This is a genomic window from Franconibacter pulveris (genome assembly GCF_056780215.1).
This window is the reverse complement of record NZ_CM165555.1, coordinates 4563907-4581953: the sequence shown is the minus strand read 5'-3', so window position 1 is coordinate 4581953 and position 18047 is coordinate 4563907. Positions and strand designations below refer to the sequence as shown.

General features: G+C 49.9%; 13 protein-coding genes. 2 read left to right on the top strand and 11 right to left on the bottom strand.

Features of this window, described 5'->3' with window-relative positions; translation table 11 throughout:
• Window positions 1-3: 3 nt before the first annotated feature.
• The 8 genes from ACU4F7_RS21590 to gmk form a co-directional block, all read right to left on the bottom strand.
• A complete protein-coding gene (locus ACU4F7_RS21590) occupies window positions 4-2463 on the bottom strand; it encodes a fimbria/pilus outer membrane usher protein (RefSeq protein WP_481637743.1) in 2460 nt (819 codons plus the stop codon).
• 13 nt (window positions 2464-2476) lie between these two features.
• Window positions 2477-3184 carry a fimbrial biogenesis chaperone gene (locus ACU4F7_RS21585; RefSeq protein ID WP_481637742.1) on the bottom strand — a complete coding sequence of 236 codons (708 nt, stop codon included), beginning with the start codon at window positions 3182-3184 and terminating at the stop codon, window positions 2477-2479.
• Window positions 3185-3481: 297 nt separating this feature from the next.
• Window positions 3482-4012: a fimbrial protein gene (locus ACU4F7_RS21580; RefSeq protein WP_051237731.1), complete on the bottom strand. Its 531-nt coding sequence runs from the start codon at window positions 4010-4012 to the stop codon at window positions 3482-3484.
• 392 nt (window positions 4013-4404) lie between these two features.
• Window positions 4405-6486 carry an ATP-dependent DNA helicase RecG gene (recG, locus tag ACU4F7_RS21575; protein WP_481637741.1) on the bottom strand — a complete coding sequence of 694 codons (2082 nt, stop codon included), beginning with the start codon at window positions 6484-6486 and terminating at the stop codon, window positions 4405-4407.
• 3 nt (window positions 6487-6489) lie between these two features.
• Complete coding sequence (gene trmH, locus ACU4F7_RS21570) at window positions 6490-7179, bottom strand: tRNA (guanosine(18)-2'-O)-methyltransferase TrmH (RefSeq protein WP_029589931.1); 690 nt, start codon at window positions 7177-7179, stop codon at window positions 6490-6492.
• Between the two features lie 4 nt (window positions 7180-7183).
• Entirely contained in the window at window positions 7184-9301 is a 2118-nt protein-coding gene (spoT, locus tag ACU4F7_RS21565) for a bifunctional GTP diphosphokinase/guanosine-3',5'-bis pyrophosphate 3'-pyrophosphohydrolase (RefSeq protein WP_029589930.1), read from the bottom strand.
• An 18-nt stretch (window positions 9302-9319) separates the two neighbouring features.
• Window positions 9320-9595: a DNA-directed RNA polymerase subunit omega gene (gene rpoZ, locus ACU4F7_RS21560; protein WP_000135058.1), complete on the bottom strand. Its 276-nt coding sequence runs from the start codon at window positions 9593-9595 to the stop codon at window positions 9320-9322.
• A 54-nt stretch (window positions 9596-9649) separates the two neighbouring features.
• Window positions 9650-10273 carry a guanylate kinase gene (gene gmk, locus ACU4F7_RS21555; RefSeq protein WP_024557861.1) on the bottom strand — a complete coding sequence of 208 codons (624 nt, stop codon included), beginning with the start codon at window positions 10271-10273 and terminating at the stop codon, window positions 9650-9652.
• 256 nt (window positions 10274-10529) lie between these two features.
• Here gmk and ligB point away from each other — a divergent pair, with 256 nt between their 5' ends.
• Window positions 10530-12224 carry an NAD-dependent DNA ligase LigB gene (gene ligB, locus ACU4F7_RS21550; protein ID WP_481638763.1) on the top strand — a complete coding sequence of 565 codons (1695 nt, stop codon included), beginning with the start codon at window positions 10530-10532 and terminating at the stop codon, window positions 12222-12224.
• Here ligB and ACU4F7_RS21545 read toward each other — a convergent pair.
• The gene (locus ACU4F7_RS21545) at window positions 12219-13871 is read right to left on the bottom strand and encodes a phosphoethanolamine transferase (protein WP_481637740.1); all 1653 of its coding nucleotides are present in this window, start codon (window positions 13869-13871) and stop codon (window positions 12219-12221) included. The genes ligB and ACU4F7_RS21545 overlap by 6 nt on opposite strands.
• A gap of 709 nt (window positions 13872-14580) precedes the next feature.
• Between ACU4F7_RS21545 and ACU4F7_RS21540 the strand changes: the two genes are divergently transcribed.
• Window positions 14581-15249, top strand: a complete 669-nt coding sequence (locus ACU4F7_RS21540; RefSeq protein WP_481637739.1) for a hypothetical protein — start codon at window positions 14581-14583, stop codon at window positions 15247-15249.
• A 321-nt stretch (window positions 15250-15570) separates the two neighbouring features.
• On the opposite strand, the gene ACU4F7_RS21535 is transcribed toward ACU4F7_RS21540, so the two are convergent.
• Together ACU4F7_RS21535 and ACU4F7_RS21530 are read right to left on the bottom strand one after the other, a co-directional pair.
• A complete protein-coding gene (locus tag ACU4F7_RS21535; protein WP_481637738.1) occupies window positions 15571-17553 on the bottom strand; it encodes a DUF3732 domain-containing protein in 1983 nt (660 codons plus the stop codon).
• The gene (locus ACU4F7_RS21530) at window positions 17553-18047 is read right to left on the bottom strand and encodes a three component ABC system middle component (protein WP_481637737.1); all 495 of its coding nucleotides are present in this window, start codon (window positions 18045-18047) and stop codon (window positions 17553-17555) included. The genes ACU4F7_RS21535 and ACU4F7_RS21530 overlap by 1 nt, the downstream gene beginning before the upstream one ends.

Sequence of the window (18047 nt, the reverse complement as noted above, 5' to 3'; positions counted from 1 at the left end):
TTATCAATGGCACTCCACAGCCAGTAAGGCGACCGGCAGTTTTGCGCCGCTTTTCGCGGGTAATTCCACGGGCGCGGAGCACTGTTGTTTATCACCCCAGGTAAAACGCACCACGCCTTTATCCGGCGCAGTGTTCAAATAGACTTGTCCCGCATCGCCGACATAATACGTTTCGTCATTACCTTCAATGCGCGCCCGGGCGCCAAAGGGCAAATAGTCGCCGTTGTGTTTAACCGTGAGCACCGCTTTACGCCCGCTTACCGCCGCAAACCGGGCCATTACAATCGCGTCTTTCGTCGGCACGACCTGGGTAGAGGTGCTGGTAAAATCGACCTCTTTACTGGCTCGTGTATCAATGCTTAACGGGTTGCGGTGATACGCGCGTAAATCCGGTACCAGCGCATAGCCGCGCGAATCGGTCGCGATATTCTGTCCGCCCTCCAGCGCCACATCCGGCGTGTCGGGAATGGCGACCAGCGCGAGGCTATTATTCGAGTAGCGGCCAGCGGTAATGCCATGACGATGGGCGACCAGACTGCCCGACGCGTTCCACGTCATGTACTGGTTCTCATCGGCGTTATAGGTGATGTTCATATCGCCGTATCGGCCCTGATAGTCGAGGCCTGCCGAACCGCTCTGGGTATCGCTCTGGTCATGCTGCGAAGCATAAGAAAGCTGCGTATTCCAGCTCAGATCCTGGCGATCGCCTACTTTTCCGGTGATCCCGACCTGGTTCGACAGGTCGCCCTGCAAACCGGATGTCGCCGTGTAGTTCACCATCGGCTGAGCGCGCGGGAACGCTTCGCTAAGCGGCAGCGAAAGCGTCAACGCCAGTTGTTTATCCCATTGCGGATCGCCTTCGTTACGCGTCATGCTGTAAGCCAGCGAAAAACTGACCATTTTATACGAGCCGTTCCAGCCCACCTGCCACATCCGGGAAACGGCGTTATCCCTGTTTTCGCTGCGGCTGAGGGTGGCGAAGAAACTGTGTTCGTCAGTCACCGACTGGTTAACCGTCAGGTTGTACTCGCGACGTTTGCGGGTGTCGGCAAACGGTGTTTCCGAATCCGCCCAGTCGCTGAACGACAGGTAATCACTCAGGTAGTAGCGATTGTCCAGTTGGATCTGCGTATCCGTTTCCGGGATGTCATTACGGTAAGTCAAACGCACCATATCGCCGGTATATTCCGGCGAGTTTTCCCGGCGCCCTCTACTGCGCGTAACGTCCAGAGCAATGCCGCCCAGGCTCTGGAAATCAAAGCCCAGGCCAAGACTGAAGGCTTTAAATTTATCCTGATACTGACTGCCGCCATACACGGTGGCGTTAAGCGGTAACCCCCAGGACAGCGCGGCCTGCAGAATTTCAGGCTTTTCATTGCCAGAGTCTGAAGACGAAAGGTAGCGGCCCGCCGTCAGGTTATATTTTATCTGCCAGGTGCGCAGCAGCTGCGGAACGCTGGAGTACGCAACGGTGCTGCGCGACTCGGAGCCATCCGCTTCTGTCACCACCACCTCGAGCTTACCGCCATTGGAAACCGATGACAGATCGCCAATCATAAAAGGTCCTGGCGGCACAGAACGCTGATAAATCACGTTGCCGTTTTCACGCACCGTTACGCGCGCATTGCTTTTGGCAATGCCGCGAATAATCGGCGCGAACCCCGTGAGCTGATCCGGGATCATGTCATTGTCAGAGCTTAGCTGCGCGCCGCGAATCAGCAGGCTGTCAAATATGTCACCAGGCGTGCTGGCATCGCCCAGCGTTAATTCGCCTTTAAGGGCATGGATAGCGGTTTCGACATAATTACTGATGCTCTTCCAGCCTTCATCTTTACTCACCGTTGCGTTATTACGGTAGCGCCAGCGGCCAATATTGAGGCCATTGGTCAGGTTGGCGTAGACCGAGTCCGATACGCTGTCATTACGCGAAAGGTATTGCTGACCAGAAAGCTGGTACATCGTGAGAAGCGCAGGAATACCGTCGTCCCACTCTTCCTGGGGAACGCCCATCAACGATTCATCACGCAATACCGTCTGGGGAATCGCAATCTCCAGCGCCAGTTTTGAAAAATCAAAACTGGCTTTTGTGCCGGGGATTTGCTCTTCCATGGACTCGCAGGTGTTCTTAAGCTCATTATCCTGCGCTTTTGAATCCACTTTGCTCATATCCACCCCCAGTTTCTGGTAAGTTTTAAAAGAGAGGCACGGAACCAGCTGCTTCTCTTTGTTCAACTCAAACCTGACGCTGCTAACCGTCACTACGCTGCCATTTACGCTGATGTGCACCCGATAAATGCCAGGCGGCTGATAACCCTGGCTCAGCAGGCTGGTATCGCTGATGGCTGCGCTGCCATTCACCGCCTGCAACAGACCCGGGTCAAAATATTCACCTGCTAATACTGAGCGAGCGAAAATCGCCGTTGCTACAAAAGAGGCAAGCCACTTAATCCTTGTGCCGCGCATAACGTCCTGTTAGTTAATTAAGACGTTGTGTAAATGTTTTGGACTCAACACCAAAGTCGTTAACAGCGCTCCATTCCACACCTGCGCCAGTCGACGGGGCGTGCTTAAGCCGATAAGTCTTGTTTCCAAAAGGCGGGATAACGGTGTTGTTGTCGATAACGGATACCGGTATGGCTTCTTTATCAACAGAAATATCACTCAGCACGACATAAAAAGGCGACGCGTTATCCACTTTCGCCGTATTACCGGAAAGCGACCAGTGCAGGTTTTTAACCGCGTCGCCCGGATCGCCTTTCAGGCTGGCAGGGCGGAAGAAAAATTTAATGCGGTTGTTAATCGCCAACACCATGCGGTTTTCAACTTTAGACTCTTCATCGTTTAAACCCGGCACCCCTTTCACATCCAGCCAGAAAAGGCTTTCGCGATCGGCAGGCAAACCATTTCCCAGATAAACAACACGAATGACGTTATCGCTTTTAGGCGCGAGGCGAAATAAAGGCGGTGTTACAACAAACGGTAAATTCTTTTTAACCGTGCTGTCGCCTGCATCCAGCCAGGACTGAATAAGATAAGCGCGGTCTTCATTACTGTGAACCGTAACAGAAGCATCGCCATCTTTTTCGTTGTAAATCAACCTGTCGGCATTTAAAGTTAATGCCGCATGAGACATTCCTGACCAGCAAGCCGCAGTCAAAAGAGTTGTCAGGAGTAATTTTTTCATTTTAAATCCATAAGAACGCAGTAAGAAATAACCTGCGAAGTAATTAAAAAATTACCTCACAGGTGGGTTTTTACATTAACTAAAATTAGAGTCTTTCAATTTGCACGGTTAATGACGATTGTACTGAGCCAGCACCAGGCGCCTGGTCTTTTAATTTCACCATACCCACCCGAAAGAGCAGCGGCCTTCCAGCGTCGGTTTCAGGGTAATATTGGGAACAATAACTTCACCTCCCATACCGTCATAAACGCCAACGCCTGCTGCTAATAGGTAATAATCATGTACTGCACATTATTTTTACATCCGGTCAATCTGCACGGTTACTGAACTTTGTACTGAACCGGGGGTAGGTTCCTGATTTTTTAACTTAACCATCGCCAGATGAAATGGGTAACTATTAACACCTTGCATAATGTATCTGGCGCTAACGTTCGGCGTAATAATTTCGCCTGACGCGTCATAAACGCCTATGCCCACGCCTGTTGCGGCGGCGCTACCCTCATCGGCATTGCTAAGCGCAGAACCATCTCCGGCGACGGTACCCATGAAATTGAGCGCAATGCCTTTACAGTTGTCTCCCGTTAAAAAGGCCGACACGGCATCCCGGGAAATGGCATCAGAAAGCGGTTGTCCCTGTTCCGGCAAAGCAGCAACATCCTGGCTTGCCAGATGCACCAGTGAACGGCTCAACTCAACGGCGCAACCACTGGTGCTGTCCTGTATTGACCCACTAATATCCAGCACGGCCGGAATATCATTAGCGGAAATAGCTGTAGCAGACGTTAATATGCTGCTTACAGCGATGATTAAGGCTAATTTTTTCATCATGGAACCCTATATTTTAGAATAACGAACATTCTGTCGCGTGAGTTATTTAATCCAGATGACAACGTAGAGCTTTCGCGGTTACCAGGTTATTTTGATCATAGAATGGCCGCTTAAAAACAGTCAAACCTCTGCCTGCGATGTTACTTTCCAGGTGGCTTTAATTTATTCTTTTTTTGAATGTGTTTTATTTTTGGTTTTTCGTGCGAAAGTTCTTTTATAGGAATATAGCCCGGGTTAATGGGCTGAGTTAACAATTAATAGGTCTGCATCATTTTAAAATATAATGGATGCAACAGATCCATTTATAGAAAAAATGAATAATATGATAAGTGGACAGAAGGTGATTGACGGAGTGAATTAATTCTTATGCCGAAAAAAGTGTAATTTATTATTTATGCATTAGAGTATTTTTCCGTTTCGGGCATCCAGCGCTCAATCAAAGCGGCAGCCTGCTCAGGGAAATACTCGTGAATATGGCGGGCGATGCGCTGCACTTCAGGAATAAGCGCCTGATCGCGCAGCAGATCCGCCACTTTAAACTCCGCGTTACCCGTCTGGCGGGTACCAAGCAGTTCGCCCGGACCGCGGATTTCTAAATCTTTTTGGGCGATGACAAAGCCATCATTGCTGTCGCGCAGCACCTGCAGGCGCACCTGCGCCGTTTTTGACAGAGGCGCTTTATAAAGCAGAACGCAATGCGAAGCGACGGCGCCCCGCCCAACGCGTCCACGCAGCTGATGAAGCTGCGCCAGGCCGAGGCGCTCGGGGTTTTCGATTATCATCAGGCTGGCGTTTGGCACATCCACGCCTACTTCAATGACCGTGGTCGCTACCAGCAGATCAACGTCGCCCTGTTTAAAAGAGAGCATCACCGCCTGCTTTTCCTGCGGCTTCATGCGGCCATGCACCAGCGCCACTTTTAGCTCCGGCAGGGACGTTTTTAGCTCTTCCCACGTCGCTTCAGCGGCCTGTGCTTCTAATAAGTCTGACTCTTCAATCAACGTACACACCCAGTAAGCCTGACGGCCCTCCTGAGTGCAGGCGTGCCGTACGCGATCGATAATATCGCTACGGCGCGTATCAGGAATGGCGACGGTGGTCACTGGCGTACGCCCTGGCGGCAACTCATCAATGACAGAGGTATCGAGATCGGCGTAAGCGGTCATCGCCAGCGTTCGCGGAATAGGCGTCGCGGTCATGATGAGCTGATGGGGATGAAAGCCCTGCTGCTGGCCTTTTTCCCACAGCGCAAGGCGCTGGTGAACACCGAAGCGATGCTGTTCATCAATAATAACCAGCGCGAGGTTTTTGAACTGGACCTGTTCCTGAAAAATGGCGTGCGTCCCCACGACCATCGGCACCTGCCCGCTGGCGATGGCTTCCTGTTGCGACAAACGCGCTTTCCCTTTCTGTTTGCCAGCCAGCCAGCCTACTTCGATACCGAGCGGCGCAAACCAGTTGCGAAAGTTATTCGCATGTTGTTCGGCGAGCAGTTCCGTTGGCGCCATCATGGCTACCTGTTGGCCATGAGATATAGCCCGCAAAGCGGCAAGCGCCGCAACCAGCGTCTTACCGGAGCCAACATCCCCCTGCACCAGGCGCATCATGGGGATATCGAGCGACAGGTCGTGTTCAATTTCCGCAACCACGCGGTTTTGCGCCGCCGTTGGGGTAAATGGCAGCGAGCTAAGGAACTGACTTTTTAGCTTATCTTTAGCATCAAGCGGCAGGGCGCGATAGCGCTGCGCGCCCGCCCGCAGCGCCAGCATGCTCAGGTTGTGCGCCAGCAGTTCTTCCAGAATCAGGCGCCGCTGCGCCGGATGTTTTCCGCTTTCGAGGTCGGTCAGCTGTAGCGAAGGTGGGGGACGATGCAGCGTGCGGATGGCTTCCGGCAGGCTCATTAAGCCTTGCGACAGCTCTACGGGCAGCAATTCAGCAACGGGACAGGTATCCAGCACTTCCAGCGCCTGGTCTGTGAGTTTGCGAAGCGTAGCCTGTCGAACCCCTTCGGTGGTCGGGTAAACCGGCGTAAGCGTCTCCTGCAGCTCGGTTGTTTCCAGATCGCCCTGAACGCGGTATTCGGGATGTATCATCTCCGCGCCGTACTGTCCGCGCTTCACTTCGCCATACGCCAGGACCCGGCGGCCATGCGCAAGGTTATTCTTCATGCCCGCGTTAAAGTTGAAAAAGCGCAGCGTCAGCACCCCAGTGCCATCGCTAAGCTGGCATACCATCATACGCTTACGGCCAAAGACAATATTGCAGTTCAGCACTTCGGCTTCTACGGTGGCGTATACCCCCGGCAGTAAGTCGCTAATAGTGGAAAGTTGAGTGCGGTCTTCGTAACGCAGCGGGAAATGGAACAGCAGATCCTGAACTGTATGCAGGCCGAGCTTCGCCAGCTTCGCGCTCTGGCTGGCGCCGACGCCGGTAAGCGAGCTTAACGGAACCGCATCCAGCAGACGGCCTTTCATGGTTTACTCCGCCGCCTGCATTGTCGCCCACCAGCCCGCGTCAGCTTCGATTTCACCATGCTGATTAACGTGGGGGTAAGCAAGTCCTTTGCGCTTAGCGACTTTTGCCAGCACCGGATAGCCGCCTTCAAACAGCAGGCGCTGTTGCTCTGATTGCGGCAGGGTACTGTTTTCACGTTCGTACATGCCGGCGTTTTGACGCTGGCGCTGCGCTTCATAAAGAATTAACGCGGAGGCGACTGAAACATTAAGCGATTGCACCATGCCGATCATCGGAATGATGATGTCCCGATCGGCAAGCGCCAGCGCTTCCTCGGTGATGCCCGTCTTTTCCTGGCCCATCAAAATACAGGTAGGCCGGGTATAGTCGATTTCACGAAAATCCACCGCTTTATCGGAAAGGTGGGTCGCCAGCACTTGCATGCCCTGCGCTTTGAGTTCGCCAACCGCATCGCCAATAGTGCGATGTGTTTTCACCTCTACCCAGCTGTTGCTTCCTGCGGCCGAAGAGGCCATGGTGCGCATCCGGCTGCTCGGCCAGACGGCATGTACCTCGTGCACGCCAACGGCGTCTGCCGTGCGGATAATAGCCGAGACGTTATGAGGTTTATGCACCTGCTCCATGCAAACCGTCAGGTCTGGCTGACGGAGGGCAAGCATTTCACGGATTCGCGCATAACGCTGAGGATTCATAACGCTAGTTTCTGTTGCGGTTAACTTTAATGACATCCGGCATCACGCGGATCTTGCGCATAATATTCGCCAGATGGATACGGTCGCGCGCCGTCAGGCGAATGAAAGCGCTGTAAACGCGGCCATCTTTCTCTTCTGTGTTCAGACTCTGGATGTTACTGCCAGCAGTATTGATTGCCGCCGTCAGGTTCGCCAGCGCGCCCTGGTGGTTGAACATGTCCACCTTAATTTCAGTGATAAATTCCTGCTCGGTCTCTTTATCCCACTCGACCGCCATGAATTTTTCTGGCTCTTTCTGGTAGCCGCGGATATTTCGACATGACTCATGGTGAATCACGAGCCCCTTGCCCGGGCTGACATGCGCCACTATGGGGTCGCCAGGAATAGGACGGCAGCATTTCGCAAAGGTGATAAGCACGCCGTCCGCGCCTTTAATAGGCAGGTGGCTGTGACTGGCCGAGCCGCTTTGCGAGCCTGTAGCCGACGTTTCGCCTTGCAGCAGATTCTTCGCTACAACGACGCTCATAGCATTGCCAAGACCAATCTCCGAGAGCAGATCGTCGAGGGTAGCGAGCTTCATACGCTCAAGCTCACGATGGATATTCTCTTGCGGGATTTCGGCAAGCTTGCGGCTGCCGCCGAGCGCATGGTTGAGCAGACGGCGGCCCAGGCTTACCGAATCGTCGCGCTTTAAGTTTTTCAGCATCTGGCGAATCTTGGCGCGCGCTTTTGAGCTCACGACAAAGTTCAGCCAGGCGGCGTTCGGACGAGCACCCGGCGCGGTGATGATTTCAACTGTCTGACCGCTGGAAAGCGATTGCGAAAGCGGATAAGGCTGGCGGTCGACGCGGGCGCCAACACAGGCGTGGCCAATATCTGTATGTACCGCATAGGCGAAGTCGACTGGCGTGGCGCCAGCAGGCAATTCGACAATGCGCCCTTCCGGGGTGAAAACGTAAATCTCATCCGGGAAGAGATCGGATTTAACGCTCTCAATAAATTCAAATGAGCTGCCGGCGCTCTGTTGAAGTTCCAGCAGGCTTTGCATCCAGCGCTGCGCGCGGATTTGCGCGGTGGTGCTGCTCTCGTTGCGCTCTTTATAAGCCCAGTGCGCCGCGACACCCATTTCCGCCATCTGGTCCATATCTTCCGTGCGGATCTGGACTTCAACTGGCACGCCGTGAGGGCCAATCATGGAGGTATGCAGAGACTGATAGCCGTTCGCCTTGGGGATAGCGATGTAGTCTTTCATGCGCCCCGGGCGCGGCTTATAGAGGCTGTGCATCTGTCCGAGCACGCGGTAGCACGTATCCACATCCTTAACGATTACGCGAAACGCGTAGATATCCATAATGGAGTGGAAACGTTGCTCTTTGAGCACCATCTTGCAATAGATGGAGTAAAGATGCTTTTCGCGACCGCTGACGCGGCACGGAATCCCCGCTTCCTGTAAACGTCCTTCGATCTCGGAGAGGATTTTCTGAATCATCTCTTTGCGATTGCCGCGCGCCGCTTTCACTACCTCTTTGATAACGCGGTAGCGGTTGGGGTAAAGCGCTTCAAAGCCAAGCTCTTCCAGCTCCGTCTTCAAATGATGAATACCGAGACGGTGAGCCAGCGGGCTGTAGATTTCGAGCGTTTCACGGGCGATGCGGCGACGTTTATCCGGGCGCAGAGAACCCAGCGTACGCATATTGTGGGTGCGGTCGGCAAGTTTGATGAGAATGACGCGGATATCCTGCACCATCGCCATAATCATCTTGCGAAAGTTTTCGGCCTGCGCCTCTTTCTTATCGCGGAACTTAAGCTTGTCGAGCTTGGAAACCCCCTCCACCAGTTCGGCAACGCTTTTGCCAAACAGCTGTTCCATATCCTGGTAGGTGGCAGGGGTATCTTCAATCACGTCATGCAGTAGCGCAGCCATCAGCGTTTCATAGTCGAGTTTCATCTCGGCCAGAATACAGGCCACCGCCACCGGGTGAGTGATATAGGGTTCGCCGCTTGAACGTGTTTGTCCCTCGTGAGCATCACGTGCAACGAGATAAGCCTGCTGCAGGCGCTTAATCTGGTCCTGCGGCAGGTATTGTTGAATCAGCTGATTCAGGCTTTCAAACAGATACAAGGGCTACCCGCAGCGTTATTAACGACGACCTTCAGCAATAGCGGTGACGGCCTGCAGTTCTGCGGCTTCCTGCTCCTGCTGCTCCTGGCGCTCACGTACGTCGAGGATCTGATTGTTAATCAGGCCTTCTTCGATTTCGCGCAGCGCGATAACGGTAGTTTTATCGTTTTCTTCCGGTACCAGCGGATCCTTGCCGCCTACCTGCATCTGACGAGCGCGACGAGCGGCGACCAGCACCAGATCAAAACGGTTACCAATTTTCTCTACAGCGTCCTGAACAGTTACGCGTGCCATACTAAAAATGCTCCACAGATGAAGAAATGACTGGGCATAATACTGAAAGTGGCTTCAGTCTGCCAATAGTTTGGTGATTAATGCGTCATGTCGCTGCTTCTGGCGGCTCATGCGCAGACGTTCCGCGCGAAGGATGGTTTTCAGATCGGCGAGCGCCATATCGAAATCATCATTCACAATAAGATAATCATATTCAGCGTAGTGGCTCATTTCCGCTACCGCCTGCGCCATGCGCTTTGCGATAACTTCTTCGCTGTCCTGACCACGACCGCGCAAACGTCGGTCCAGCTCTTCTTTTGAAGGCGGCAGAATAAAAATGCTGCGCGCTTGCGGCATTTTTTTACGGATCTGCTGCGCGCCTTGCCAGTCAATATCCAGGAATATATCTACGCCAGTAGCGAGCACCTGCTCAATCGACGCGCGTGAAGTTCCATAATAATTGCCAAACACTTCCGCATGTTCAAGAAAAGCATCTTCGGCGATCATTTTTCTAAATTCATCATGATTGACGAAGAAGTAATGTTCGCCGTGAACTTCGCCCGGGCGCGGGCCGCGAGTAGTGTGCGAAACAGAGACCTGCGAATCGTAAAGCGGTTGTGTCTTTAAAAAAGCCTGAATAAGACTGGACTTACCTGCGCCGCTGGGGGCGGAAATAATATAAAGCGTGCCTTGAGCCATGAGTGTGTTTACGTCCTGGTGTGCCAAAAGAGGAGGCGTATACGGGCTTATTATACACGTAGCGGCTGCGCGACGTAGCCTTTGTCACATTTTTCATCTTCAGCTTTTGATATTTGCGCGTTTTCATCCAGCACGGCGCAATTTTTGCAACTTCACGGCAATTTCTCTGAAAGCCTCTCCAGAAACGCGCATCACGCTATAGCGTGGGTTCGCCACCGGGCTTATGTTCCAGCGAAAGCGTACAGGAGAGCGGATGATGATAAGAAAAGCGAGCTGGCTACTGGCAGGGCTGGGGTGTTTTGGCGTTCAGGCGGCTTGCCCGGACTGGCCATTATCACGTGCGAAAGAGGAGATGGCGCAGCTACAGGCGCAGCTAAAGCGTTGGGATGAAGCCTACTGGCAGAAAGGCGAAAGCCAGACCAGCGACGCGGTGTATGACCAGCTCAGCGCGCAGCTAGCCCAGTGGCGACGTTGTTTTCATCATGAAACCATTCCTGCGCTCCCGCCTGCGCTGGCGAGAGGCCGCCTGCCTCATCCTGTTCCACATACCGGGGTGCGAAAACTAAGCGATGCGAACGAACTCAGTGAATGGATGCGCCAGAAATCGGCATTATGGGTGCAACCTAAAGTAGACGGCGTAGCCGTAACGTTGGTTTATCGTTCCGGCTTACTACAGCAGGCCATCAGCCGGGGTGATGGCCTGTATGGGGAGGACTGGACAGAAAAAGTACGGCGTATTCCGGCTATTCCTCGTCAGGTTTCCGGAGCCCTGGAAAACAGTGTCTTACAGGGTGAGATCTTCTGGCGGCGTAACGGACATCAACAAAAAGCGGCTGGCGGCATTAACGCACGAGCCCTGGTGGCGGGAGCGATGATGCGCCGTGAGGCTTCACCTTTGCTTAGCGAACTGGATATTTTTATCTGGGCGTGGCCGGATGGGCCGGCTGGCATGGAGAGTCGGGCAACCGCGTTGGCTGCGGCTGGTTTCACGCTGACCAGTGCGTGGACAAAACCTGTCGCTACCAGTAAGGAAGTGGCCCAGTGGCGAGACCGATGGTTTAATTCGCCGCTGCCCTTCGTTACGGATGGCGTTGTCGTACGCGCTGAAAAGGAGCCTTCCGGCAAAAACTGGCAGCCAGGACAAGGCAACTGGGTAGTCGCCTGGAAATATCCGCCAGTAAAGCAGGTCACAACGGTCAATAGCATTCGCTTCGCGGTTGGACGCACGGGGAAAGTGAGCGTAGTTGCGGAGCTGGAGCCCGTGTTGCTGGATGACAAATGGGTGCGCCGTACGAATATTGGCTCTGTTTCAAAATGGGACCAGTGGGATGTCGCGCCCGGCGACAGCGTGGCAGTGAGCCTGGCGGGACGGGGTATTCCTCGGCTGGATGAGGTCGTCTGGCGTGTAGCGAAACGCGATAAACCCCAACCGCCTGTTAAACAACCGCACGCAGCCGTAAGTTGCTTTTATGCATCCGCCGGGTGCGAAGCTCAGTTTCTCGCCCGGCTTGCGTGGCTAAGCCAGAAATCTGTGCTCGACCTGAGCGGGTTGGGCGAAGCCACTTGGCAGCAGTTGCACCGCGTTCAACGTTTCGAACACCTTTTCTCCTGGCTTGCGCTTACGCCCGAAGCTTTATCACAAACGCCTGGGTTTTCACCACAGCGCGCCGTTCAGCTCTGGCATCGTTTTTCGGTTTCTCGCAAATTACCGTTTCACCGTTGGCTAAAAGCGATGGGCCTGCCGCTGCCCGCCAACGCCCTGCGGACGTTGCCAGACCAAAACTGGCGGGAGCTTACCATGCGCAATGAAGCCAGTTGGCAGCAATTGCCGGGCGTTGGCGCTGGCCGCGCGCGGCTGCTTGTAAAATTCCTCCATCACCCCCAGGTAAGTTCGCTGGCAGAGTGGCTGGCAAAACAGCAGGTAACGGGGTTTACCGTTCCTGCGCTATAGGGAATTTTGGCCAGCCTCTTTTACGGCAATCTCTGGTTTAAGGTCATTAAAATGAGTCCTGAGCGTTTGATATTCAAAAATATGCCGTCCGCCGTCCATGACCGGGAACGTTTTATCCGGGTGAAAGCAAACGTCCAGTATTGACCGGCAGTTTTTCTCTGCTGTTGAAATACCCATCCAGCTCAGCATCAGGAAATAATTGTTGGCGGTAGACCACGGCGCCTCAACTTTTCCTGTATTACGAGGTTGGCTGCCAAGCGCTTTGTCGCTATACCAGATAAACTGAGGAACATCATAGGCTTCTTTACTTGGGAAGCGTGCGCCATGCATATAAATCGACTCAAGCTCAGCATTTTTTTCCAGCCCATGATCGGAAAAATAGAGCAATGACGCGGAGCGGTTAGCCAGGCGCGCCATAACTTCACCCAGAAAATAATCGGTGAAGCGAATAGCATTGTTATAACAATCTTCGTATTTATTGCCGGTATGATAATAATCATGAGTTTTGGGATAGCGCGTACAAGCCAGTTCATGGCTACCGTTGATATGCAAAAAAATGACTTTTTTGCCGGGCTGTTTTAGGGCGTTATCGAACCAGGGTAATAATTCATCATCGTAATGACTCTCCACCCAGTTCAGATGGTGGCTTGTGGCTGCAATCGCAGCCACATAATTGTTGCTTTTACCGCTGTTTCCTTGCGCGCTTATCCAGTAAGTATTAAAGCCCGCTCTATTCGCTGCGTTGACAATATTGTCTGAGAGGTTATCAATGGTGAAATGTTCCGCATCTGCGCGGCTTAAGATCATAGGCACCGCCAGTACGGTAGCCGAAGCAGGCGCGATAGCGTGTTCGAAAATGAGCGCATTATGGTTAAGTTTCGTTTCGACAGGCGTAGTGTCCAGCGAGAAGCCATAAAGTTGCATATTGTTACGTCGCGCGGATTCGCCAATGACCACGACATACGTCTCTATGCCTTGATCCTGCCAGGTCAGATGAGCGTCATTTTGCCCGCCCTGGCTGATTTTGGCTGCCAGTTGATTGTCCCGATTCGCGATAATGAAATCCGAGACGACGTAAAAAGGAGTATTAACTAATATACGCGATGCCAGAGGGTAATAGACTTCTTTATCCTTTTGCTTTTTGGACCAGCAAGCAAAAGAGAACCAGGCAATAAAAATAGCCAGCAGAGCGAAAGAGAGAATACCTTGCTTGCGGGTTAGCTTTTTCGACAGCAAATGTATTGCGGTAAGCGTAATAGCAAAGTGAGCAACCGCGACGGGCATATAATAAAGATAGATGCCCGCCATGCTTTTAACTTCACGTAGATGCGTGGTTAATATGCTCATCGCAAAGGCGACGTTAAATTCACTCTGGTAAATACTATAGGTACTAAAATCAATAGCAAAGTTGAGAGACAGAAAAGCGCAAAGCACCAGTGAAATAGCCTTCCCGGCCATACTTCTGTAAATTGCTGCAGCGCTGGCAATAAGCAAAACATTACAAACTGCAATGCGTAAAATGAAGCGGGGCGGCTGCGTGAACGCCACGGGCCACAATAACAGTAAAAGAGAAAGCACAGTGCACAGGAGAAATGCGCTACGTTGCTCTTCGCGTAACTTTGTAGTAATAATGCTGACAAAAGACATAATCTAAATTTTTGTGGCGACCACAAGTGGTCCTGAATTTAATGCGCTAGTTTACATAATCTGGCGATTAATGAGTAAACATATCCTGCTAAGTATAAATGCTGGCCGATTATTGAATGATTTTCATACGGTAACCCGCTTGTTTTTGAACGTTACCGGAATGGTAACATTTGTAACGAGTCTCGTTGACATTAATAATATTTATTAATTGTACGAAATTGGAGCATTATATTTATCACTATCCGAAACAGAACTCCATATTTTCAGTATGTACACGTCTATGTACACAGAAAACAGACGCTATGTTAAAAATGCCGCTTGGTTGAGCAACAAATTGTGACTTGCTGCCCTCAATTGCATCCTTGTTAAGTCATTCGCTCTCATGTTTAAAAATTATGCTAATAATCGCACTAAGCAAACGTGAGTAGAGTAAACCTGACATAACCTAACGGTATTGGCTGTGACGATTTGTATGCCTCAATTAGGTAAAATCATGAATATTTATTTTAAAAATCATGGTTATAGGTCTGGTGAGTTATATAGCGATGGTAGTGATGGGATATGTTAATGTAGTGAATAATGAGAGCATTTATTGTGCCTTTTTTATTTTCACTACTCTCTATAGTCTCTGATTTGAGCTTTCAATTACCATATCAGTTAATGGTACTTGGTGGTGGCTGGAGAAAGTTGCACGGAAGAGGTTTAGGCTATGTCATTCGAATGGACTGCTTTTATCACGCCAGGAGCTAGCGTTATTGCGGTCTGGCTTGGTGCTAGCTTTGCGATACGTAATGAGATTAAAAAGAAGGCTCTCGAACTCGAAACCGAGAGACTGGAGCGTTTGGCACAGGAATGCGACAGCTGTTTACGTAATCTGCATAAGTATGGCATGAGGTTGGCTACTCTGCTTCATGACTTGTCAGAAGGTTTTGAAAAAAGGATCACTCTTGCCGATGTTACAGATGCTCTAAGTAAATCGGCCAAATTCGGTATTGCAATAGATTTTGAAGCCGCTGGTAATTTACAGAACACACTGGAATTACACCGCCCAGATGATTTTCGTGTATGGGTAGGGCTTATAGCCCCACTGATGAAACACATTGATGAGCTAATCGCTTCCCCATCCTTGGCCACCGAGGACTGTACTGAAGAACTTACTCGCCTGTACAAGGAACCTGAACAGGTAAGGATTTATGTTGAAAAGCTTGCTAAACTTACTTCGCCACTCCCAGTCTATAGACAACAACTTTTTGAACGAGTAGCGACTGACTACCAAGCTTTACTCCATCCGGTACCATTGAATATTTGGATATTGCTTGAGCAAATTAAAGCTGGGGCTAAAAACTTCATTACCAAAAAAACAACTTCTCGCTCCTGACTCATTATCGATGGCAGTACCATTGTTTGGCTGGGATCTAAAAAAATGTATGGAAATAAAACGGGTCTATTTACAAGTGAAACTGGATGTGTTTCGAAAAAAATTTTACTGTAACTTCTTCGGGGCTGGTATCAAATATTTTAATGATTTCATTCATTCCAACATCTATTGTTATTAATTACTTTAAGGGCTGGCAAATATTTATGACAGAGCTAAATATGAGAAGGCATATAGACGTAAAGCCAACCAGATAATATATTCTATGTCTGATTGGTTTTATATTTACCCTAAATTTCATAACGGAAAAAGGACTTGTTTTGCCTAAACATTAGTCAACCATTCCATCGGAACCAATTTAATTCCATCACGCCACTCTGGTAATCCAAAAACACCATCAATTTCTCCCCAAACTTCGCGTGGTGCATGATCCAAAACGATTAGTTGAAGTTTACCTTTTTCCTTGATTACCACACTGCTCATTGCTTTAAATGCCTGTCTAACAGCTTCAACGTCTTCATCACGAAGTTTTGGCTCATCTTCATTAGCAATATTTGGAAACTGAGTAGATTTAGGGAAATAGACCTGGCTTGGTTGGTCAAGAATAAGAAAACTAGGAACTGGGTTATTTTTTTGACTTAAATAAAACTGGTGGAGGGAAAGCAACACTGCCAAATGGTAGGAGAGCCAATTTGACCCACTTCCTATCTCCGAAAGATAATCATCACGCTCATCTCCTAACACCTTTATTGTTAGATCATTAATTTCTAAAGAAATAGGTGCATTTGGGTCTTCAACATCTAAACCCTGAAGAATTTTACCGGCTTGAGCATTAATAACTTTTAATGCTTGTTTTTTACGCAATTCGATATCTTTTTCACGTAACTCTTTTTCCAAGGTCAGTACTATTTCTTTAAGTTTTCCTACTTCTTCAACAAGTTCACTGTCGCTGCCTAATTTTCTATGTAACTCTAGCGCAGCTTCGACATTGCCGATAAAACGCTCAGCACGCCTAGCAGAAAACTGCTGCTCACGAGCCTCCTTCGATCTACTCGTTAGGGTTCGCTTACGTGACTGTATGGATTTTAAATGCTCAGTAGCGTTAGCCACTTCAGTAGTTACACGTTGTAGCTCTCTATCAAATGCGGCTGGAACTTCCTTATAGGTATCAGCCCCTACCGTAGCCTCAACATCTGTCAGACGTTGGACAAGGCCTTGTAGTTTTTGCTTGGCAGAAGCAGTATGACTACCACACATGGGGCAATCCGACTCATCATTCGTATTAGATAATAGCCAGCCAGAAATTTGAAGCCGGTCTCGTTGCATTGATAGGGCATTTTCATATTGATGCATTCCAACTCGTAGACGATTCATCTCTTCAAGACGGTGACGCATTGTAGTTAATTCACGAGAAACTAATCGCTCTTCGCTTTCGAGAGTATTTAATTCACTCAAAGCATCTGAAATAGTTGATACTGTTACCTTCAATGTTAGATCGGTTCGCGAAATGACTTCTTCAAGCTGCCTAATCATCTGCTCTCGAGATAACTGTTCCTGTGGTTTAGGAACCAAGCCAAGTTCTTGGGCCTCACTATACTTAGATTTTAAATCAGCAAGCCATTGAGCTGATATATCCTGGGCATCTTTAAGCTCTCGCTCTTTGCGGCGTAAAAATAGGCGAGTTCTATTCAGTTCGAACTGTTTAGCCATTAATCCAGATGTTATTGCGCCAAGGACATAGGGAAAAATCTTCCGCAATTTTTCCCTATGCTCATAGGTATTGGTTTTGAAAAATAAAACATCTGGGTTGGCAACAACGTTTTGCGGTTGAAATGTGAAAGCAGCCAAATCGCGAAAAGCTGGGCGACCATCAAATCCTGAGTTTTCATCACCACCTGAAAAGTCAAGGTTAGAAAGGTTAGCCAAATCATCAAGCATTCTCTTTACCGCAATAACGTTAGTATTTTTTTCCAGTCGCCTAGGGATTGAGGTAATATTTTCAGCCTCTAGCACATACATATCAGTGGTATTACGTTGGTTTCCCGGTTCTTTTCGTGCCAACAGTTTTTCACCTTGCTCTGTTGCCACTACGATTCCAAACCATTCACAATATTTACGAATAGTCTTTACTGGAATTGAACAGGTATTGGCTCCCAAACAATAATCGATGATGGGGATAACTGCCGATTTACCAGTACGTGAGGCGCCACTAATAACATTTACTTTGCCGAGTTCAAAACGAATGGTATGAGGCTGAAAATTTTTATTTCGTGGCCAGAGTATGATACCTCGAATCTGGAAATACATTAGAGTTTCACCTTTAAAGTTGTTACAACTTCATGAACTGAGAGCTCGGCAAACCAAGACCCCAGTTTTTCTGCCAAATTTATGAGTGTCTTTACCTCGTCCGGTAACCCTCTCGCCTTTGGTTTCGATAAAGGAATTACATCACCCGCATCTTGTAGTTTGAGTAGATTGCCTGCGACTGCAAGCTCAATTGATTGCAGGCTGAGCTGACGCCAACGAATTGAACGTTCATGAATTTGGAACAGCAAATCCTGCTTACATACTGATGAGTCACCAAACTTTGCTGCAAATGCCCGTAGCCCTGAACTTTTATAGGTTCGTTTTACAAATTCAGAAGTCTCTTGATGCAGAATAATAGGAAGCACAAGAAAGAGAAAAGGAAGAGGAGGGGGAGAGCTTACGTGATGAGTTTCGACATAACCGCAACAAAACCGCCATATAAGTGCAGCACCTAACGCTGGGTTTTGAACATTTTGGACTTCTCTTGCCAGCAT